Raw genomic sequence first — 22674 nt, 5'->3', positions numbered from 1 at the left:
AGTTTTGCAAGGGGTCTATTTTAATTTTCCTTCTAAACTTTGTTGAAAATTTTTATACATATCAAAAACATCATTGTAGTTTAAGTGAGTATAAATCTCTGTAGTTTCTAGACTTGCATGGCCAAGCAATTGCTGTATTGATCTAATATCAACATTTTCCTGCAGTAAGTGAGTAGCAAAACTATGACGAAATGCATGTGGAGATAAGGTTTCTGGCAGATTAAAAATCCTTCTTATTTTTTGTAAGCGGTTAGCAACGTAAGTCCTTCCTAGTTTTTTTCCTCTTACGCCTAAAAAAAGATATTCTGTTTGATTGTTAATACCAAGATAAGGGCAGGCTTTCACGTATTCTTGCATACATTTTTTTACTACAGGAAGGATAAATATCTGCCTTTGTTTGCTTCCTTTACCTGTGATGATCAATTCTTCATTATTGATATCACTAGCCTTTAGGTTAAGTGCTTCACTAATTCTTAGTCCTGCACCATAGAGCAGCATAATAATTGCAGTGTCTCTTTTCATCACCCATGGTTCACCTAAGTCAGATAATTTCATTTCTGCCAATAAAGTTTTGATATCAGATGTTGTTAATGCTTTTGGTAGAGTTTTTCTCTGAATCGGTTTTGATAGAGAAAATACAGCTTTATTTTCGATGTCAAAATTATTATTAATATACTTAAAAAAATTCCTTAACACTGACAGTGCTCTAGTGTTGGATCTAGCACCTATGCCTTTTGCATAACGAGAACTAAACCAACTTCTTAACTCAGGTACGCTTAATTTTTCCAGAGTACCAACATTTACTTCTCCACCAATGTGCATACTTAAGAAATTCATAAAATCCTTCAAGTCTCTCATATAGGATTCTAAAGTATTTGGCGAATAAGATCTTCTAAACTTCAACCACTCGTGCCATTTTTCAATGATTGAGTTGAGATCTGCTATCATTTTTTAAAGAAAGCATCAATACATGCATCACGAAAGGCTTCGTTGATATCAGGATGAGAGTGACAAATTCTATATATATCCTCTGCTGCTGCACCATATGCCATTGCTACTGCTGCTTCATTAATTAACGTGTCAGCATATGTTCCTATAATATGTACACCAAGTATTGTATCTGTTGTGCTGCAGGTTAGCACTTTCACAAATCCTTCGGCAGTATCGGTGATTTTTGCTCTGCCATTGGCAGCAAATTGACACTTACCAACTTTATACTTACGACCAACACTTTTTAACTCTTCTTCGGTCTTTCCAATTGAAGACACTGCTGGGTGGGTATAAATAACTGATGGTATGATATTATAATCAACATGAGGTCGTTGTCCTGCAATTATTTCTGCAACAGCTATTCCTTCCTCTTCTGCTTTATGAGCAAGCATTGCTCCACCGATGACATCGCCGATTGCAAATATTCCTTTTACATTTGTTTCATATTTTGCATTGACTTGAATAAAACCACGATTATCTTTTGCTATTTTATTATTGATATCTAGGTCATCAGTAAATGGTTTGCGTCCTACTGCCACCAGAACTTTATCGGCCTCTATGGAATTTGTTTGGTTATTTTTTGTTGAACAAACTTTGACACTGCCTTGTTTTACTTCTTCAACTTTAGTGTTAAGTAAAAATTTTATTCCTTGTTTCTGTAAACTTGCAAGCAGAAACTTACTCAATTCGCTGTCCATTGATACAGCAATTCTATCTAAAAACTCTACTACGGTGACTTCTGCTCCTAATCGGCTCCATACAGAAGACATTTCAAGCCCTATTGCTCCAGCTCCGATGACTACAAGCTTTTTAGGTACTTCAGTTAATGATAGTGCATCAGTAGAAGAAATAATATTTTTCTCATCAATGTTAATTCCTGGTAGAGAACTAACATCAGAGCCAGTGGCAATTACTATGTTTTTTGTTTTGAATACCTCGTCTTTAACTGAAACTTCCAATTTATCTTGCTCGAAAGAAGTAATAGTTCCTAGTCCATTGATTTTGGTGATTTTGTAAAGATTAAATAAATAATCAATACCCTTTCCTAGTTCTTGAACTCTAGCATCTTTGTAGTTCAGCATTTCTTGCAAATCAAAATTTGCATCTTTGATTTTTATGCCGAATTTTGACAAGTCATTTTTTACTTTATCGTATTCATGAGAGGAATGCAGCAATGCTTTAGAGGGTATGCAACCGACCCGTAAGCACGTGCCACCAAAAATACTGTTCTTGTCTATACAAGCAACTTTTAAACCTAGTTTTGCAGCGGTAATCGCACACTTATAACCACCTGGACCACCACCTATAACAATTAAATCATACATATATTTTACCCAAACAAAATATCATTACAAAAATACACACCTTTCTTTTCAGTTGTAAAGTATGCACTTAAATTATCGGAAGGAGAATGAAATGTCATATGATGATAAACACCCTCTGGAATAGCAACTGTTTCTTCTATTACACCAGATTCTCTATTCAATAAAAACATCATACCTTTATCACTCACAATAAAGTAATTACCATATCTACCGCCATATACTAGTTTCCCATTTTTTATCGGTAACTTAGTATTCCATATTGCTTCACCATTAGGTGGATTTATCTTTATAACTTCATTACTTGCAGTAACTACAACATGTGCATTCATATTTTTCACTTGCATGGGCTTTGACCATATAGGATTGCCTGACTTAATATTAAGAGCAACAATAGAGGAGCTATTTGTAGCTATTAATATATTATCACTAAATTCAGGGGTCGTTGTAATGCCTGTAAATTGTGTATTTAATAAATTTGTGGAAAATTTGTAAGACCATAACTTTCTGCCACTGCCATCAAAAGCGATTAATTCTCCATTTGAAAATGGAGTAATTATCATACCATATGCAGTTATAGGTGATACAGAATGCAACCCTACCATTTCACTAATGCCATTGTGATAGGACCAAATTAAATCACCACTCTGCACATCTAACACATATAAGTGGTTATCAATAGTGAGAACTGCTAACTTATCTTCAAACCATGCTGGACTTCCCTTTATTGGAGATTGCAATTCTTTTTTCCATTTGACTCTATTTTCAACTCCTTCATCCTCTCCTCTTTCATCAATCATGTATAATACATTGTCTATTGTAAGGGCGGAATGCATGTTATCAATTTCTGTTCTACCCATTCTATTGATTGTTTTATGATTAGTAGATAGATCTAGTTTTTTGTTTTTCCAATTTCCATAATAATGTATCACCCCTTTTCTATCAATAACTATATCACCTGTATGGTGGTAAAAAGCCGGAGCTAAATGACCTTGTGAGAATTTCTTATTTATGTCACTTAATAACGTACATCTATACTTAAGCTTCACTTCGGATTTATTTTTTGCAAAAGTACAGTGAGTACTGAGGAGAAAAATAATGAGAATAATTATTAACTGCATAAAGCTTTTTCTGAAAATGATTATTATATATTTTAAGTATTTTTTCGCAACATATAAAGCACTCTGGTTAAGTATATAGACTAATATTATTTATAAATTCCTTTAAGTTAGTTTTTCTTTGCACTTTGAGTCTCTCTGCTTTTAGTATACAACTTGCATATTCAACGCTTTCATCAATGGTATTATTGATTATCACATAGTCATATTGGTCGCATTTGCTCATTTCTTCTTGGGCCTGGGTTAATCTGTACTCTATAGTGCTATTGCTATCGCTATTACGTTTATCTAAGCGTGACTTTAATTCCTGCATTGAAGGAGGAAGTATAAAAATGCTTACGACTTTTTCCCGCATAATTTTAAATAAATGAAATGCTCCCTGCCAATCTATGCTTAGTAAAACACTTACTCCATTTTTAAGATTTTGTTCTATAAAATCTTTCGGTATGCCATAGAAATTACCAAAAACTTTGGCATATTCAAGCATCTTACCTGCCTTGCGTAATTGATGAAATTTTTCTTCAGTAACGAAAAAATAATCTTTTCCGTCTATTTCGTTAGTGCGAGATTTTCGTGTAGTTATCGAAATAGATCTAACTAGATTAGTTGATTGTTTAAGTAATGTTTCTGATATAGTGGTTTTTCCAGCACCAGATGGTGATGATAAAATCAATAGTACACCTTCGTTTTTTATAGTCATCTTTCAACGGATATTTATTTAATCATGGTTATTCTTCTTCTTTAACTGAATATCAGACTTGAAGAAACTGGTATATTGTGTATTGGCACCTGAGAAATTGGTACCAATGAGAGAAGAGTTGTTAAAAATAGCATGACGCAAATCAGCTTTTTCAAAATTTGCTTTATCTAAGTTAGAATTTGTGAATTTAGTTCCGTTCAATATGGAATTAGAAAAATCAACATTATTTAAATCCATATTATCGAAATTAAAATAGGAATAGTTTACGTCAAATTTTCCTCCTTGTGATACCCTCTCTTGTAACTCTTGCACTGAAGTTATAGCATCGTTTAAATCTGCAAGTTTGTTCTGTGCTGTGTTCTCAATAAAAATTGAATTGTCGAATTTACAGCCTATTAGATTAGTATTGACCACTGAGTTTTTGTATATACTTGATGATAGAAAAGATACATCGCTGATGATAGAGTTATCAAAATTGTTGAGGAAAAAGCTAGTTTTTTTTAAGATATTGTTATGTAGTGAAGAGTACTTGAAGTTACTTTCAATAAAGTTCGAGTTAGTTACTTTTAAGTTAGACCAATATGCATTATCGGCCATTAAATTAAAAAATGTTGAATTTTCTATACTACTGAAATTAATTCTATGCTTAGAAAGCGTGCTATTATATATCTGAGAGTTTTTAATTTTAACATCATGCATTGAAGATAAAGAAAGGTCTATATTCTCTAGTTTTGTGGAATCAAACAGTGCGTGATCAAAGAACGTGTTGTTCATATCAGAGTGTGCAATTTTAGTGTGATAAAAATTTCCCTTACGTATGTCGGCGTTATAGGTATTCACTCCATTTAACTCACTGAAACTAAGGTCGGTTCCGAGTAACGCTGTATCTTGAAAATTAACCTTTGAAACATAAGAATATTTTATCTGAGTGTTATTCATTATAGCTTCACAGAAGCTTGAATAATTACTGCTTACATAAGAAATTTTTGCATTACTCAGCTCAACTCTACTAAAGTTACTGTCAATGATAGTGGAAGAATCAAAGTAAGCGTTATTGAGATTACTGCCTGTAAAATCTGATTCTTTAATTTCTGCACCATATATGGTCACATTTTTTAGTGAGGAAAATTGAATGTTTAATCTGTGTGCGTACACACTGAAAAAATTTGTATAATCAAGATTGCTTTTTTGTATTGCAGTATTATAGATTTCACTGTTGTTAAAATTTGCATAACTAATATCTGAATTCGATAAGTTAGATAAAGTAATTTTTGCATTTGAGAAGTCAGCGTGTATACCTACTACATCGTTCATCCTCACCCTTCTTAAGTCAGAGCTTCTGAATTCAGCATAACAAGTATCAGATTTATTAAATGTAACATCTGCCAATCTAGTAGAAGTAAATTTTGCGAAACTTAAATCTGTATCTTTTATATTAACGTTAGATAAATTAGCATTGGAAAAATTTGCCCCGCGCAGATCTGCATTAATGAAAGACACATCAGACAAGTCAGTATTAGAGAAGTTAGCACCTATCAAACTTACTCCAGAGAAAATAGAGCCTTTTAGGTACAATTGACTAAAATCAGCGCCATTTAAGTTAGATCCAAAACCTTTATTAAAATCTTCAGGTATACCTTGTTTGCGACACTCTTCTAGAAATTTAGTAAGATCTTTTTTATTGAGAGATGTATTTTTTGTATTATATAGAGTGCTGAAAAAGTTACTTATAGGATTCTTGTCCTTTTTTTGAGACTCAGCTTCCGATGGCGATTTTTCTGTCGATACATTTTGCAAGTACATCCTAATGTGCTTGCTTTTCTCACCATGAGTAAATTCCGTTAAGGGTTCCTCGCCGAAACACGAACAACAGATAAAAATTAATATCAAGATCCGCATCGCACTTTATCTTCTTTTGTGTTTGTAGCCCAGTTATACATTGCTGAGTCTTTTTTATTATTTATTCTTTTATACTCTACAAGGCGTGGAGTCATTTCTGCAATTGCATTTATTATATTAACATACTTCTTTGTAATTGCTATATCCATGGCAGACTGAAAATTATAATTAACTGCATTGAGATCAGAACCTTGCAATAACAGGAACCGTACCATATCTATTTCGCCCCACTTCACTGCATAAATTAAAGGAGTATCTCCCAATTTATTCCTAAACTTTAGTGACTCTTCAATATTTAACCCAATTTTTTCCAATTTGTTCATTATTCCCCGTAAACAGGATAAATTGTTCTTTTTAATACAGTAAAAGAGCTGCTTGCTATAATCATGAACAAATACAGATGTTGGCAAATGTTCATTCAGGCTATCATATTGCCGTTTATATATTAATTTGCTTTGTGTATTTTTGTGAGTCCATTTTTCTATTGGATCTCTCTTTAATTCTGACCATTGTTGCAATTCTTTACGTTCATTATCTTCTTTAGGTTTTTCAACTATAGGCCTTTCAAGTCTTATTTTTTGATTGTCTGTTTTATAGGTATTTTCTTTATTTTGTGGCACTGCAAGCTCACTTTCTTTTTTTTGATCAGCTTTTTGTAGATTGTTATCAGCATTAGAAGGGTCAGTTTTTTTTGGCACCTCTTGAATAATTTGTTGTGCTGGTGGTGATACTTCATTAGGTTTTTGACTCAGATCAATTTCTGAAGGCAATTTTATTTGATCTGTGTTTTTTTGAGTATCACGCTTTTGTTTTTCTTCTAAAGATTTTTCATCATCAACAGGGTTTACAAGATGTCTATCGGGTTTATCTGAGGTTTCTTCACCTAAAGTTTTAAGATCCGGCAACGAAGGTTCTTTATTATTTTCATTAGTAACCCTATCACCTATTTTTATATCTTCTTTGCCCAAAGTTTTAAGATCTGGCAACTTAGGTAACGATGGCTTATCATGTTCTTTATTATTTTCATTAATATTCTTCTTAACATTATCGCCTATTTCTATATCTTCTTTACCTAAAATTTTAAGATTTGGCAATTCAGGTAATGAAGACTTATTATGTTCTTGATTAACTTTATTGTTTTCATTAATAGTCTTGTCAACTCTTTCATCTGTTTCAATGTCTTCTTCATCTAAAATTTTTAGATCTGGCAACTTAGGTAATGAAGACTTGTCATGTTCTTGATTAACTTTATTGTTTTCATTAGTGGTCTTTCCAACAATGTGTTCTTTTTCATCTGTTTCGATGTCTTCTTCATCTAAAATTTCTAGGTCATGCCACTTAGCAAGTATGGCTCTATAATCTTCTTCGTCAAAAATATCAGCTACTTTTTTATTTTCAGTTTTTTGTATTTCGACAGCAAATGAATTAAACGGCCCAAATAAACTAATTAACAGTACAAAGTACAAAATATTTCTCATATACATTCCAAGTGTAAGTTATAACCAAATAATTAATCTATAGTAAAATACTCCATGATATTACTCGCAATTTATTAAAAAATCAACATAAGCTGCAGTTGTTTCATAAGATTTATACTTTTTTTTCAAAAATATTCCAGAGATCTTTTTCCAGAGATATATTATACAATTTATTGATCTGCACTACTCCTGTTGGCGAAGTAGTGTTAATTTCAAGTAAAAAATCGTCTATGATATCAATGCCGACAAATGTTAATCCTCTTTTTTCTAACTCAGGACCAATTTTATTACATATTTCATGGTCTTTATCATTCATTTCAGCGGGTTCATAACTTGCGCCAAGTCTTATGTTTGTTCTTATTTCTCCGCTAATCTTAGGGACTCGCTTCATTATTCCTATTGGTTTACCGTCTAATAATAATATTCTCTTATCCATATCTATATTCTTGCAAAATAATTGTGCAATGATAGGACACTCATGTTTTGCTATCATCAATTCCGTTACTACTTGAATACTACTTTCATCTTGTATTCTCACTACATCATTTCCACCATAACTGTATAGAGGCTTTAAGATTATATCTCCATACTTGCAGAAAAAGTCTTTGATCATCGATATATTTTCTGTAATTAAAGTCGGCGGAATTAAGTCTGGGAATAATGAAGTGATCAATTTTTCGGGACAATTTCTTATTTCTGTTGGATTATTAATTACCAATGCACTGGTTTTTTCTAGGATATAGGTTGTTGTAATATAACGCATATTAAAAGGTGGGTCTTGCCTGATAAAGACAATATCCACTTCATTTAGATTGATTTCTATATCCTCTTTAAAGATAAAATTATAGTTATCAACACTAACCTTTTTAGCTAAAGCAACAGGTTGGTTTAATCTTAGTGCTAAATTGTGAGGAGTATATATAAAAATCTCGTGATTTCTGTTTTGTGCTTCCTTTATCAGCGAAAACGTAGTATCGGTTTTGCAGTTTATATTTTCATCCATCTGAAAAACTACTTTCATCTATATCCCTTTAATGTGTTGAAGTACACATTATACTCATATCAATTGCTTTTAAAATACCGTATCAAGTATAATTTTCTCTGTATTATTAAAATAACTCGGGAATAGTATGAAGGGTTATGGTGTTATCACCTTCCATAAGATAAAATTCGCTATTTATGTTTTTCATCTGTGCCATTTCTATATTTACTTTAGAAGGATCATAAACGTGCTCTTTTTCTTCATGATAATTGTGATACTTAAGTTGACCATTGCTTTCAAAGTAACCGAATTCATCAGCTAGAGTTCCTACTTTTTCACCCTTACCCTTTTCAGCTAACTCAAATAGATCAATAGCGTAATTTTGTGATTCAGGTCCTGCTGCAGCAAAAAATCTGGGTGTATAATGAGCATATTCATTAAGTTTTAAATCACGAGTATTTTTTATGCTACCGGAATTCACAAATTTATGTTTATCTGAAATGCCATGATATTGTGGGTCGTACTTCTTATGCTCGAAAAACTCGTTGCCTAAAAAATTACAAAATGCTAATTTGTGATCGTCATTATCAGGCTTAACAGTTTTAAGATAATGAAAATCTCTAGGAATCTTGACTTCATTTTTTGTAATATGATTGCGTACAACAATCACATCATCAAGCATGTGGTAGCCAACTTCTGGTAAAGTAGCTACATGTTTACCATTTAAGACAATTTTTGCTTCATAGATACCATCCGATAACTCTTGTCCTTGTTCTAAAACAAAATTCTGCTGTGTATTGTGAGTGCCAGATTTAATCAGGTTATCTATTACTGCAAATTCTTCTATACCTGGTTTATATTGATACTTGTAGTGCTCATATCCTGTAATGATCTTTCCATTTTTATCTGACAGATAGACATTTCTAGAATTATCTGCATCACTATCTTGTAGTGTAAAATAAAGACCATCTGTTTTTTTTGTGATGTTTTGTAACAAGGGGTCACTGTCATCATAAAATTTGACATGGTTTAGTGTGCCCTCTAGCTCACTGCCATCATTATCAGAAATGAAAAAATTAAAAGCAAAAATTTCACTGTTTTGTATATAACCAAGTGTAGCTAATGCTTCTTTTCCTGATTTAAGAGCTGCAATACTCTTTTGATCATTACTCATGAAAGCTTCTTGTTCTATAATAAAGTCCTTTCCATCTATTTTTAAAGCTGAATCATTATAATATAGAACTATTTTGTTGATATCATGATCCCACTTTAATTTTAAGAAGTTAATATCAACTACTGCCGGCGGATTGTTGTGTGAATGAATAGTGTACCCCTTTCCTTCGCCATTGCTTGTTAGCCTGTAATACGTAGTAGGAAGCTTAATCAGCTTCTTATAGGGTAGATCATGACTATCTACCCTAAGTGTATATTCCTTCATGCTATCTTAAATATCCAGCAACTGCCTGACCAATTCCGCCTATATTTTTTAGAGAAGTGATGTCGGTCATGAGACTCCTTGGTTGATCATTTTTCTCAAGATTAAAAAAACTTTCTTGGTGCTGTTCATTACTTACTAGCGTTTTTTGCATATTCTTTTCAAAAGTAGCTAAAAAGATTTTACTTTGTTTGCATTTTGGACATGATTCTTTTGCAACTGAACACAAGAATTTCAACAGCTCATCATCATCATTAAATGACTTATCTATAATAGTTGAATGTAATTCTATTGGATTAAACCTTAAGCTTTTTCTTGAAATGCCGCATGTTAAAGCAGTTTCTCCTAATACCTTTTCAAATTCTTTCACAACATCTACAGTGTCTACTATTTTCGCTGTTTGGTTAAGCTCCTGTATTGTATTTTCTATTTTGTATTTATCTTCTCCGATAAAAGAGTATAAGAAAGTTATTGCTTGAGATATAAGTGAAGTTGGTCCACTTGCTGCATTTGTCATTGGTGGAATATAAAAATTTTCAATTGCTCTTTTATTTCTTGTTGTACTGTGTGCAGAGCAAACTTCATCTTTAGGTTTTGTTTTACAAAACATATCTTTTACTTGACTCTTGAGAGCCTCTACAGTACCTTGTGATTGCCTTGCTATATCCCTAGACTCTACAGCCCTTTTTGCGAAAACTTCTGTTTGTCCGTGTAGTTGTGTGACCCTGGATTCAGAGCTTTGAACTTTTTTAACAGCACTTTCAACAGTATTTTTATTAATCTCTACTACTTTTTGAATGTTGCTGATTTCAAGATTTGTTTGATTCATTGTGTTCATAAACTGATTAGCAACGTCAAAACCTATTCCATCTTCTCCCTTTGGACCTTTATCTCCTGGTGCGCCTTTAATACCAACATCACCTCTAATACCAACATCACCTCTATTACCTGGCTCACCTTTTTCACCTCTTAAACCAACGTCACCTCTAGGACCAGAAATACCTTGTGTACCATTAAAACCTTGAGGACCTTGTAAACCTTGATTACCTATCAGACCTTGTGGGCCTGTATCACCTGGGTTCCCTTTCTCACCTCTAGGACCCTCGATACCTCTAGGACCTGGATCACCTCGTGTACCATTAAAACCTTGAGGACCTTGTATACCTTGATTACCTATAGGGCCTCGTTCACCTGTAGAGCTTTTATCCCCTTTTTCTCCTGACGCACCTTTAGGGCCGTCTGAACCCCTAGGACCTTCACCTCTATCGCCTATATTCCCTTTCTCACCTCTTTCTCCCGACGCACCTTTAGGACCATCTTGACCTTTATTACCTGGTAGACCTAGCTCACCTTTGTCACCTTTAAGACCAGGCATTTTTTGTACCTTATCAAGTTTTTCTTCTAAACTTTGAATTTTTTTTTCTAATTCTTCTTTAATTTCCAGATCATGTAAGCGATAGTAGTAAGGATATAAAGAAAATCGATATGGAGAGTCCTCATATGCACGAAAAATCCTTCCATCTTGATATGATATATAAGCACTCCTAGAGTAATTTTGACTGCTATCTTCTATTGTAAAATAAAGACCGTTTGTTTTGTTTGTGATACTTTGTAGCACTGGATCGTTTTCATTATAAAAATTAATGAAATTTAGTACTACACTCACATCATCATTAACTGGAATTTTGATACCATAATCTCTATAGTTTGGTATATGATAAATGGAAGCTAACTTTTTTGTTCCGAATTCCGATTTAAATTGTGTAACAATCTCTTGAGTGTGAGTGCTATCTATGAAATCTTCTTGCCCTATAGTAAAGTCGTTCCCATCTATTTTTAGAGCTTCATTATTATAACATAAAACCATTTTATTGCTGAACGCATCCCATATTAATGTTAGATTATTACGATTACCTATTGGTATCGAATGATTGTTGTGTGAATGAAGAGTGTCTCCCTTGCCTTCGCCATTGCTTGCTAACCTGTAATACGCAGTAGGAATTTTAATCAGTCTATCGTAAGATGAAGCATTATTAACGTCTACTTTAAATGTATATTTTTTCATATTTTTACCCTCTTAAATATCAAGCAACTGTCTGACTAATTTCACTTATGCTCATTAGAGAAGTGATATCACTCATAGGTTGCTTATTGCCTACTTTTTCCTCACTATTAAAAACACATTTTAAATGTATACTTTTTGTATTTTTACCCCCTTAAATATCCAGCAACCATCTGACCAATTCCTCTTATGTTGATTGGATCAGTGATGTAGGTTATGAAACTCCTTGGTTGCTCATTTTCCTCAATATTAGAAAAACTTTTTTGAGACTGCACATCATTTGCTAATGTTCTTTGCATGCTATCTTTAAAAGCAGCTAAAAATTTGTTAATTTGTTTGCATTCAGGACATGATTTTTTTGCAGTCAAACACAAGAATTTCAACAGCTCATTATCATTAAATGACTTATCAACAATAGTTGAGTGTAGTGTTACTGGATTATACTCTAAGTTCTTTCTTGAAATACCGCATTGTAAAGCAGTGTTTCCTAATACCTCTTCAAAATTTTTCACAACACCTGATGCATAGTCCATTTTTGCTGTAAGGAAAGTTATTGCTTGAGATATAGGTGAAGTTGGTCTACTTGCTGCATTTGTCATTGGTGAAATGTCAAAGTTTTCAATAGATCTTTTACTTCTTGTTGTACTGTGTGCAGGGCAAACTAGATCTGTAGGTTGTGTTTTACAAAACATCTCTTTTACTTGCTTCTTGAGAGCCTCTACATTATCTTGTGATTGCCTTGCTCTATCCTTAAAATCTTCAGCCTTTTGTGTGAGAATTTCTGTTTTTTGAGATAGTACTGTAACCTTGGATTCAGAGCTTTGAACTTTTTTAGCAGCATTTTCAACAGCATTTTTATTAGCCTCTACTGTTTTTTGAATATCGATAATTTCAACTTTTACTTGCTTCACTGTATTTACAAGCTGATTAGCAGCTTCAGCATCTATGCCATCTTCTCCCTTTGGACCTGTTACCCCTGGACTACCTGGTGCACCATCTTTACCTGGACTACCTGGTGCACCTTTAATGCCATCTTTACCTGGACTACCAGGAGGACCATGTGGCCCAGGTTTTGCTGCGATTGATATTATATTTTGTTGTAGAATCTCAATTTTCGCTCCTAAGTCTTTAATGTTTTGTGTTAATTCTTCATAATCTGAATCAATTTTTAAATCAGTTTTTAAATCATATAAGCGGTAGTAATAAGGATATAAAGAACTTTGCGTGGCATTTTGATCATCTATACCAAATTGTTGATTAGGTGTCAGAGCATAAAGTATCAGGCATTGGTTCTGACTAGCGGGTATGCATATAACATAGTTTTTTTTGAATTTTTCTATCTTTATAAGATTATAATGTTTTATAAAATTAAAACTAGTATTAGGCTGATTTTCTGGATTAAGAGTAATATTGTGAGAGAAGAACGTTAATCTGTTATCCATAAAAACAGCAGCTATACTGTTCAATGCCCCTATATTTTTATTATCGTAGTATATTTTAGCGTTTTTATAAGTACTCAGTAAAGATCCTTTTGGTGTCCTTAAAAATTGTCTTCCAACAGATATCTCAAGCGTTTTGTTTGGTGAATCTTTAAGTTCTTGTAGAATCTGATTTATATCTTGACTACTCGTTATATCTTTTGGATCTAATATTACCCTACCCTCTATTAGAGGTACGCGGCTAGCATTTGAATATTTTTGAGTATAAGTGTAAGAATAAATGTAATATTGATTATTATCATCATCTATTAAATGTTTAGGTATATAACTAAAAGTGTTTATTTTAGAAATGTTTTCACTTTTGTCATAGTAATCGTAATAATACTCACCTGTATTATTAACCAAAGCTAACTTATTATTACCTTCTAGTTTTAATTGCAACCCTTGGGATAAATCACTCAATGTGCTGTATTTGAAGTTAGACCTAACGCTAGATATGCAAAAATCGTTATTCTGATCGAAGACATAAGATGTATAAGGTAAGTCAATACTTTCCTCTTCGCTTATTTTTACAGCTACAACTTGGCGATTATCACAACTAATACATAGATTATCTCCTCGGTTAAAATTAGTCAACATTCACACCCCCCTGTTTGAATTGTTATTTTTATATAAACTGATCTATATGATGTCAATTATTTTTTACAGTTATATACAAATTACCGACATATGTTGCACAAGATGAGACAAAAAAGTAACCGAATATTTCTAAAAATTAGCTGGATTAGCGAGAAAAGAATTTTAAAGCTCGCGCGGGTGTAGTGCAGTTCAGGTTTTGAGCCCTAGAGATTCAAAAATTTTTAACACAAATATTATAATTTTAACATATGTATTAATTGAGAGGGAATTATGCATTATGGAGAATGGAAAACAATATTAGGTGAAATAAACTCTGCTCTTAATTTAAGTAAATCTAATACAGATGAAGCAAATTCTGCTCAAAATTTAAATATAATTGATAAAATAAAAGAGAAATTAGCAGTAGCACACCCATACATATATGAAAGGTGGGAAGGAGAAAAATTTGATATCAACAATGTGTTTTTATTACAAGTTAAGAATGCTATAGGTTATGAATGTACATTATTGCATATTGCTGCTCACTGTGGTCTAGAAAATGTAGTAAATGTTCTGCTAGAAAACGGTGCAGATGCTAATGCTGAAGATGAAGATAAAAAAAGCCCTTTATATTGTGCCGCTGAAAGTGGCAATGTGGATATAGTAAAAGCTCTATTAAAAAACAATTCAAATGCTAATATTACAAGTAAAGGTGGAGCAACACCTTTGCATTGTGCTGCTTTTTTTGGTTATGTAGATATAGTAGATGCTCTGTTAAAAAGTGGTGCGGATGTTAATGCTAACGATGAAGATGAAAAAATCCCTTTACATTACGCTACTGAAAGTGGCCATGTGGATGTGGTAACAGTTCTATTGGAAAACGGTTCAAATGCTAATGCTAAAAATCAAGGTGGAGCAACACCTTTACATTATTCTGCTTTATTTGGTTATGTAGACATCATAAGTGTTTTATTAGCAAAAGGTGCTGAGGTTTGTGTTATAGATCGTGGTGGAAAAACTCCGTTATATTGGGCTGCTTTATGTGGTGATACAGATATAATCGATGCTCTATTAGCAGCAGGTGCAAATATTGATGTTACAGATTTTGATGGAAAAACTCTTTTACATTGGGCTGTTGAAGATAATGATATAGAAATGGCAAAGGCTCTATTAGCAAGAGGTATAGATGTTAATATAGTAGATAATGAACATGGAGGTACTGCTTTACATTGGGCTGCTGGAAGTGGCCATATAGGAGTACTAAAGGTTCTATTGGCAAAAGAAGATATAGATGTTAATGCTATGGATGATTATGGCAATACTCCTCTATATTGGGCTGCTTTATGTGGTTATACGGATGTAATCGATGCTCTATTAGCAGCAGGTGCAGATATTAATATTACAGATTTTGACGGAAGAACTCTTTTACATTGGGCTGCTGAAGATAATGATGTAGGTGTGATAGAGATTCTATTAGCAAGAGGTATAGATATTAATATGGTAGATAATGAACATGGAGGTACTCCTTTACATTGGGCAGCTAGGAGTGGTTATTTAGAAGTACTAAAGACTCTATTGGCAGCAAGAGGTATAGATGTTAATGCTGTAGATAAATATGGAGGTACTGCTTTGCATCTGGCCGCTTCGTATGATTATGTGGAGGTAGTAAAGGCCCTACTAGCAGCAGGTGCAGATGTTAATATAATAGATGGTAGGCATGGAGGTACTGCTTTACATTGGGCTGCCGGGAGTGGCTGTGCAAAAGTAGGAAAGATTCTATTAGCAATAGAAAGCATAGATGTTAATGCTGTAGATAGATATGGAGATACTTCTTTACATCGAGCTGCTGAAAATGGTAATACAGAATTAGTAAAGGCTTTATTAGCAAAAGGTGCGGAGATTGATGCTACAGGTAATGATGGAACTCCCTTACATTATGCTGTTTTGTGTGGTTGTGTAGATGTAATAAAAATTCTATTAGCAGCGGGTGCAGATATTTCGTTAAAGAATAGTGATGGTCGAGCTCCAATAGGCTTGTCTGAAGGTTATATAAAGCAGCTTTTGAAAGATACAGTAAATGAGCTGTATAGGATGAGAAATCAGACGATTGGTAATACTGGTATATCATTTTATGAATTTTTACAAGCAGGTAAAGTTAAACTAGCAAGCTACGCATGCAATGATAAGTTGTATGAAAAATTGAAAGAAGGTCGATATAAAAAGGCTTATCCTGTATACACTTCAATGATAGAGGACCAGTATAAGATTATAGAGAGAAAGCGTCTAGAGAAGAAAGCTCTCGAACCATTGGGATGTTTTGGTACATTTGATGAACGTCGACAAGTGAAAGAGACCTGGGAAGTGTTAAATGAACATATCTGTGAGTCAATAATTACTTATCTTACAAATACTGACTTAGAGAACGTTATAAACTCAAGAAAAGAGAAGAAAATTAGTTTTCTAAGTAGATTAAGTAAATGGTTAGGATAACTTTCATATTCGATTGCTGCCTGCAATGATAACAGGTTTGGAAAGTAGTTAGAAAACTTGACTTTTGGATAAAATATTATAAGTTCCTTTCTATATATTAGGTATAGGGGGAATGATGAAAAAATTAAGACAGATATTAAGAACTGTAGGCATTGTGAGGACTATAGATGAAATTGGAGACACTCCATTACATCTAGCTGTTAAAAGCGGTGATGTAGTTAAAGTAAATGCTCTATTAGAAAATAGTGTAGATGTTCATGCTGTAAATATCAATGGATACACAGCTTTACATTGTGCTGCTGAACGTGGTCATATAGATGCAATAAATGCTCTATTGACAGAGCAAAATGTATGTTATTTATGTATTAATGCTGAGAATAGCAATAAAGAAACTCCTCTGCATCTAGCTGCGAAAAATAATCATACAGAGGTAGTAAAGGCTCTACTAAAAAAAGGTGCAGATATTAATGCTGCAGATAAAGATGAAAAAATTCCTTTACATAAAGCTGCTGAGTATGGCTATGCAGATACAGTAAGTGTTTTTTTGACAGTAAAATGTATATATTTATGTATTGATGCTGTAGATAGTAATAGAGATACGCCTTTACATTTGGCTGCTAAAAATAGTCATGCAGATATAGTGAAGATGTTATTAGCATGTGGTGCAGATTCTTTACAGCAGAATCATGATGGTAAAACTCCAAGACACTTAGCTGAGGATAATGAAATAAAGCAGCTTTTAAAAAAGGCAAAAAAAGAACTACAACTACTTATCGCTGCTTATAACAATAATGCAGGTAAAGTAGAGGATCTATTAGCTAAGGGTGTAAATGTTAATGCTACAAATAAATTAGGATACACTGCTTTACATTTTGCTGTTTATCATGGTTATGCAGATACAGTGGAGGTTCTATTGACAGGAGGTGCAGATGTTAATGTTGCGGATAAAAATAGCAAAACTCCTTTACATCAAGCTGCTTATGGCGGTCATACAGATATGGTAAAGGTTCTATTGGCAGGAGGTGCAAATATTTATTCTGTAGATCAAAATAGTAAAACTCCTTTGCATCGAGCTGCTTATAATGGTCATACAAATATAGTGAAGATTTTATTAGAAGAAGGTGCAGATGTTAATGCTGCGGATAAAAATAGCAAAACTCCTTTACATCTGGCTGCTGAACGTGGTCATACAGATACAGTAAAGGTTCTATTAGAAGAAGGTGCAGATATTAATGCTGCGGATAAAAATAGCAAAACTCCTTTACATCTGGCTGCTAAACGTGGTCATACAGATACAGTAAAGGTTCTATTAGAAGAAGGTGCAGATATTAAGGCTGTAGATAAAAAAGGACAAACTCCGGTACATCTAGCTGCAAAAAATGGTCATGAAGATACAGTGAAGGTTTTGTTAAAAGAAGGTGCAGATATTTATGCTGTAGATAAAAAAGGACAAACTCCGTTACATCTTGCTATGAAAAATGATTATGGAGTTACAGTGAGGGTTTTATTAGAAAAAAGTGCAGAATCTGATACTGATACTGAAATAGATGAGGTGCAAATAGAAGAAAAGAAAAGCATAACTTTATAAGTTATAGTCTCAGAAGTCTTTTTATATAGGTTTCTTATGCAAGCATAACACAAGTCTCAAGCCCTAATTTTTAATAAAAATATTATAATTTTAATATATGTATATTACTTTAGGGGGGGATTATGCGTAGTGGAGAATGGGAAGAAATACTAAGTGAGATAAACTCTCTTCAGGGGTTAAATCTTCACAATATAATTGGTACGATAAAAGGAAAATTAAAGGTAAGACATCGAAGTATATATAGAGAGTGGGAGGAGAAGCAATTTAATGTTAATTACCAATTTCCATTTCAAAGTGAATATGTAAATAATGAATGCACATTATTGCATATTGCTGCTAATTTTGGCCTAGAGAACATAGCAAATGCTCTAATAGCAGTGGAAGGTGTGGATGTTAACGCTTTAGATGGTGTGTGTGGATCAACTTCTTTGCACCAGGCTGCTAGAAATGGTAATGCAAAGATGGTAAGGGCTTTATTGAAAAAAAAAGCAGGGGTTAATACTGCAGATAGTATCTCTGGAGCAACACCTTTACATTTGGCTGCGATAGGTGGTAATGCAAAGATAATAAGAGATCTATTGAAGAAAAAAGCAGATGTTAATGTTGCAGATGCTATGTATGGAGCAACACCTTTACATTTGGCTGCGATAGGTGGTAATGCAAAAATAGTCAGGGCTCTATTGAAAGGAAAGGCGGAGGTCAATATTGTAGATCAAAGCGGGGCAACTCCTTTACATCATGCTGCTGAAAATGATCATAAACGTGTAGTGAAGGCTTTATTAAAGGGAGGGTCGGATCCTTTAGCAAGAAATGGTGATGGTAGAACTCCAAGAGACTTAAGTAAAAATGATGATGTAAAGCAACTTTTGGAAAATAGGGAAAGGAGAATGCTACTTAACCTTACCATAGTAAGTATTATTTTTAGTCTGGTTGCAGTATTGGGAACTGCAATAGCAATGTGGTGTATTAAAAAAGACACGATTATTGCTGGGGTGATTTCTATAGTGCTAACAATTATTTTAATTGTATTAGCAGTTAGCACAGTGACATATGAAGCATCTCTACCGAGGACTCAAGTAAATGAAATACAAACAGAGAGAAGTGAGGAAAGAGAAGGTAGATTTCAAGAATATACCTTGTAGCATAAGTTTTGATTTCTAGATTTAAAGATTTTTAACAAAAATATTATAATTTTAACATATATGTTAATTTAGTGGGGAAGTTATGCGTAGTAAAGAATGGAAAAGAATACTGGGTAAGATAAACGTTGCTGAGGGTAAAAATATAATTGGTACAATAAAAGTAACATTAAATACAGAACATCGAGATATATATATAAAGTGGAGGGGAACTTTCTTTAATATCAACTACTTATTTCAAATTCGCAATGTATATATAAATAATGAGAGCACATTATTGCATATTTCTGCTTATTATGGGCTAGGGAACGTAGTAGATGCTCTATTAGCAGTAGAAGGTATAAATATTAATGCTGTAGATAATATATATAGAGCAACTCCTTTACATTGGGCTACTGTGTTTGGTCATATTGACATAGTGAAGACTCTATTAGCAGTAGAAGGTATAAATATCAATGCTGTAGATCAAGATGAAACAACCCCTTTACATTGGGCTACTACATATAATCGTCTAAACATAGTGAATGCTCTATTAGAAAAAGGGGCAGAGGTTAATGTTGTAGATAAGCATAAAGTTACGCCTTTACACTTGGCTGCTATGAGTGATAACGCAGATCTAGTAGGTGCTCTATTAAAAAAAGATGCAAATCCTTTTTTAAAGAATGGAAATGGTTACACTCCAAGAGATTTAACTAGAGATGATGATGTAAAGCGGCTTTTGAAGGCGACAGAAAGAAAACTGCTACTAAAACTAACTATAGTAGGTAATATTGTTGCTTTAGCTGCATTTGGTGGGATTGCAATGACAATATGGTATGCTGCAGAAGGCAAGATTATTGCTGGAGTAATTTCTATGGTACTAACAATTACTACAATTGTAGTAGGAGTACTAACAATTAGTATCATTGCTCATGAAAAGCTTCACCATGGCGTTAACCAACATAGAATCTATCAACCTAGTACTGATCAACCTGGCATTAGTCAACCTGCACCTAGTATGATGATAAATGAAATGCAAACAGGGAGAAGTGGGGAAATGGAAGAAAGGACGAGTTTTTCATCTTATACACGCGTAGCACAAGTTTTGAGCTCTAGATTTTAATAAAAACACTATACTGAATTTAGGGGGGAGTTAATTATGCACGGTATAAAATGGCAGGAAATATTAGATGCTGTTAAGGGTTCAAATCATAAAAATATAATTAATACAATAAAAGAAGAGTTAAAGGCAAAACATCGCGATACGTATACTGAGTGGGAGGCAAGTCAATTTAATATCAATTACCCATTTCCATTTAAAGTTGGATGTATAAATAATAGATGTACGTTATTACATATTGCAACTTATTATGACCTAAAGGACATGGTCAATGCCCTATTGGCAGTAGAAAATATAGATGTTAATGCTATAGATAGAGATAAAGTAACTCCTTTGCATCGAGCTGCTGGAAATGGTAATGCAGATATAGTAAAGGCTCTATTAGAAAAAAAAGCAGAGGTTAATGTTGTAGATAGTATATATGGAGCAACTCCTTTACACTGGGCTGCTGGAGGGGGTAATGCAAAGATAGTAAAAGCTCTCTTCGCAAAAGGCGCAGAGATTAATGCTGTAGATCAAGGTGGAGAGACTCCTTTACACTATGCTGCTGAAAATGATCGTAAACGTGCAGTAAGGGCTCTATTAAAGAGAGAAGCAAACCCTTTGTTGAAGAATAATTATGGTAAAATTCCAAGAGATTTAGCTAAGAGAAGTAGTATAAGGCATATTTTGGATCGATCAGAAAAAGAAACGCCTCGTGAGCTAATGATCTATGCTTGCTGTGTTACTGTAGTATTATTAGCTGTGCTTACAGCGCCAGTTATTTTAAACAAAGACATTGCTATTGAGGTAATACCTAGTGTACTTATATTTTTTGTAATTACTGCACTGGTAGTTGGTGTCATCAGATATAAAATGCTTCAACGTGTACCTAGCACGAGAGTGGATGAAGTGCAGATAGAGGAAGGGCGTAATCCAGAAAGAATTTCTATAGTATAGAGTATTTCTCTAGATTTCAGGTTGTCGTTTCTTAAATTCATTTATTATGCTAAAAAAGATATGATAATTTAACTTTTTTTAATAAAGATATTATAGATTTTAACTATATACATATTAACTCGAGGGGGGGTTATGCGTGATGGAGAATGGCAAGAAATATTATATGCTGCTCAAGGTTCGAAATATCAAAATGTAATTGATACAATAAAAGACAAATTAAAGGCAGAACATCGGAGCGTATATGAAGAGTGGGAAGGGAGCGGCTTTGACCTTAATTACCCGTTTGCATTTCAAAGCAGATATATAGATAATCAATGCACATTATTGCATATTTTTGTTTATTACAGCCTAGGAAAAGTAGTAAATGTTTTATTAGAAAATGGAGCAAATATTGATGCTTTAGATAGTAGATATATGGCAACTCCTTTGCATTGGGCTGCTAGATTTGGTAGTAAAGATGTAGCAGAGATTTTGTTAAAAGAAGGCGCAAATATTAATGCTACGGATAAAGATCAAGCAACACCTTTACACCGAGCTGCTGGAAGTGATAATGCAGATATAGTAAAGGCTCTATTAGAAAAAAGAGCAGAAGTTAATGCTATAGATAATGTGTATGAAGCAACACCTTTACACTGGGCTGCTGGAAGTGGTGATGCAAATATAGTAAAGGCGCTATTGGCAAGGGGTGCAGAGATTAATGCTGTAGATCAAGGTGGATACGCTCCTTTACATTATGCTGCTGAAAATGATCGTAAACGTGTGATAAAGGCTCTATTAAAGAGAGGAGCAGACCCTTTGTTGAGAAATAATTATGGTAAAATCCCACGAGATTTAGCTCAAAAAAGTAATATAAAGCAGATTTTGAAGCAGTCAGAAAGAAAAATACCTTTTAAACCAATTATAGTTTCTAGTTGTTTTGCTACAGTATTTGGAACTGTGATTGCAGTGTGGTTTATTGTACACAGAGGTATTTCTGTTAGAAAAGCACCAGGTGTGTATACATTTGCTTTAGTGGCTGCAATGGTAGTTGGTGTTTTGACATATAAAACACTTAATACATTTATATCTACAGGGCCTAGTACTAGGATAGATAGAGCACAAGCAGTAAGGGGGGAAGAGCAATTGCAGGAGTTGCAGTATGGCAATGTTTTGCATGTAAGGTAGCATAAGTTTTAGGATCTAGGTAGTGTCGACATTTATTTTAACCAAAGATATATAGAAGCAATATGGACAAAAGATAAGAAAGAAATAGCTAATTTATCATAACGAGTAGCAACCCTACGAAAATTCTTGAGTTTATTGAACATTCTTTCGATGAGATTTCTCTCTTTATAAAGCTCTTTATCGTATTCTCTTGGTGTTTTTCTATTGGAACG

General features: G+C 33.5%; 17 protein-coding genes. 6 read left to right on the top strand and 11 right to left on the bottom strand.

Annotated features, from left to right (window positions below):
• Positions 1–15 precede the first annotated feature (15 nt).
• The 10 genes from IC220_RS01070 to IC220_RS01025 form a co-directional block, all read right to left on the bottom strand.
• Entirely contained in the window at positions 16–948 is a 933-nt protein-coding gene (locus IC220_RS01070) for a tyrosine-type recombinase/integrase (protein WP_188152762.1), read from the bottom strand.
• Positions 945–2315, bottom strand: coding sequence for a dihydrolipoyl dehydrogenase (gene lpdA / locus IC220_RS01065; protein ID WP_188152761.1), 1371 nt, complete (start codon positions 2313–2315; stop codon positions 945–947). Before lpdA ends, IC220_RS01070 begins: the two co-directional genes overlap by 4 nt.
• 5 nt (positions 2316–2320) lie before the next feature.
• Entirely contained in the window at positions 2321–3433 is a 1113-nt protein-coding gene (locus IC220_RS01060) for an outer membrane protein assembly factor BamB family protein (RefSeq protein ID WP_188152760.1), read from the bottom strand.
• Positions 3434–3500: 67 nt separating this feature from the next.
• A complete protein-coding gene (gene gmk, locus IC220_RS01055) occupies positions 3501–4130 on the bottom strand; it encodes a guanylate kinase (protein ID WP_188152759.1) in 630 nt (209 codons plus the stop codon).
• A gap of 18 nt (positions 4131–4148) precedes the next feature.
• Positions 4149–5933, bottom strand: a complete 1785-nt coding sequence (locus IC220_RS01050) for a pentapeptide repeat-containing protein (RefSeq protein WP_188152758.1) — start codon at positions 5931–5933, stop codon at positions 4149–4151.
• Positions 5934–6016: 83 nt separating this feature from the next.
• Entirely contained in the window at positions 6017–7507 is a 1491-nt protein-coding gene (locus IC220_RS01045) for an ankyrin repeat domain-containing protein (protein WP_188152757.1), read from the bottom strand.
• A gap of 112 nt (positions 7508–7619) precedes the next feature.
• Positions 7620–8528: a glutathione synthase gene (gene gshB, locus IC220_RS01040; protein WP_188152756.1), complete on the bottom strand. Its 909-nt coding sequence runs from the start codon at positions 8526–8528 to the stop codon at positions 7620–7622.
• Between the two features lie 88 nt (positions 8529–8616).
• The gene (locus IC220_RS07855; RefSeq protein WP_223158723.1) at positions 8617–9927 is read right to left on the bottom strand and encodes a hypothetical protein; all 1311 of its coding nucleotides are present in this window, start codon (positions 9925–9927) and stop codon (positions 8617–8619) included.
• Position 9928: 1 nt separating this feature from the next.
• Positions 9929–11989 carry a collagen-like domain-containing protein gene (locus IC220_RS01030; RefSeq protein WP_188152755.1) on the bottom strand — a complete coding sequence of 687 codons (2061 nt, stop codon included), beginning with the start codon at positions 11987–11989 and terminating at the stop codon, positions 9929–9931.
• A 143-nt stretch (positions 11990–12132) separates the two neighbouring features.
• Entirely contained in the window at positions 12133–14064 is a 1932-nt protein-coding gene (locus tag IC220_RS01025; RefSeq protein ID WP_223158722.1) for a collagen-like triple helix repeat-containing protein, read from the bottom strand.
• Positions 14065–14334: 270 nt separating this feature from the next.
• Between IC220_RS01025 and IC220_RS01020 the strand changes: the two genes are divergently transcribed.
• The 6 genes from IC220_RS01020 to IC220_RS00995 all read left to right on the top strand — a co-directional run bounded on the left by IC220_RS01020 (position 14335) and on the right by IC220_RS00995 (position 22462).
• Positions 14335–16533, top strand: coding sequence for an ankyrin repeat domain-containing protein (locus IC220_RS01020; protein WP_188152754.1), 2199 nt, complete (start codon positions 14335–14337; stop codon positions 16531–16533).
• Between the two features lie 115 nt (positions 16534–16648).
• On the top strand, positions 16649–18121 hold the full coding sequence (locus IC220_RS01015) for an ankyrin repeat domain-containing protein (RefSeq protein WP_188152753.1): 1473 nt from the start codon (positions 16649–16651) through the stop codon (positions 18119–18121).
• Positions 18122–18243: 122 nt separating this feature from the next.
• Entirely contained in the window at positions 18244–19263 is a 1020-nt protein-coding gene (locus IC220_RS01010) for an ankyrin repeat domain-containing protein (RefSeq protein WP_188152752.1), read from the top strand.
• Between the two features lie 82 nt (positions 19264–19345).
• Entirely contained in the window at positions 19346–20362 is a 1017-nt protein-coding gene (locus tag IC220_RS01005; RefSeq protein ID WP_188152751.1) for an ankyrin repeat domain-containing protein, read from the top strand.
• Positions 20363–20398: 36 nt separating this feature from the next.
• The gene (locus IC220_RS01000; RefSeq protein WP_188152750.1) at positions 20399–21298 is read left to right on the top strand and encodes an ankyrin repeat domain-containing protein; all 900 of its coding nucleotides are present in this window, start codon (positions 20399–20401) and stop codon (positions 21296–21298) included.
• A 132-nt stretch (positions 21299–21430) separates the two neighbouring features.
• Positions 21431–22462, top strand: coding sequence for an ankyrin repeat domain-containing protein (locus IC220_RS00995; protein WP_188152749.1), 1032 nt, complete (start codon positions 21431–21433; stop codon positions 22460–22462).
• Positions 22463–22494: 32 nt separating this feature from the next.
• Here the strand turns inward: IC220_RS00995 and IC220_RS00990 are convergent.
• A partial coding sequence (locus tag IC220_RS00990; protein ID WP_188152748.1) for a transposase occupies positions 22495–22674 on the bottom strand: 180 nt, incomplete at its 5' end.

It is taken from the genome of Wolbachia endosymbiont of Pentalonia nigronervosa, from assembly GCF_014534705.1.
Lineage (GTDB): Bacteria > Pseudomonadota > Alphaproteobacteria > Rickettsiales > Anaplasmataceae > Wolbachia.
This window is presented reverse-complemented; position numbering and strand designations above follow the sequence as displayed.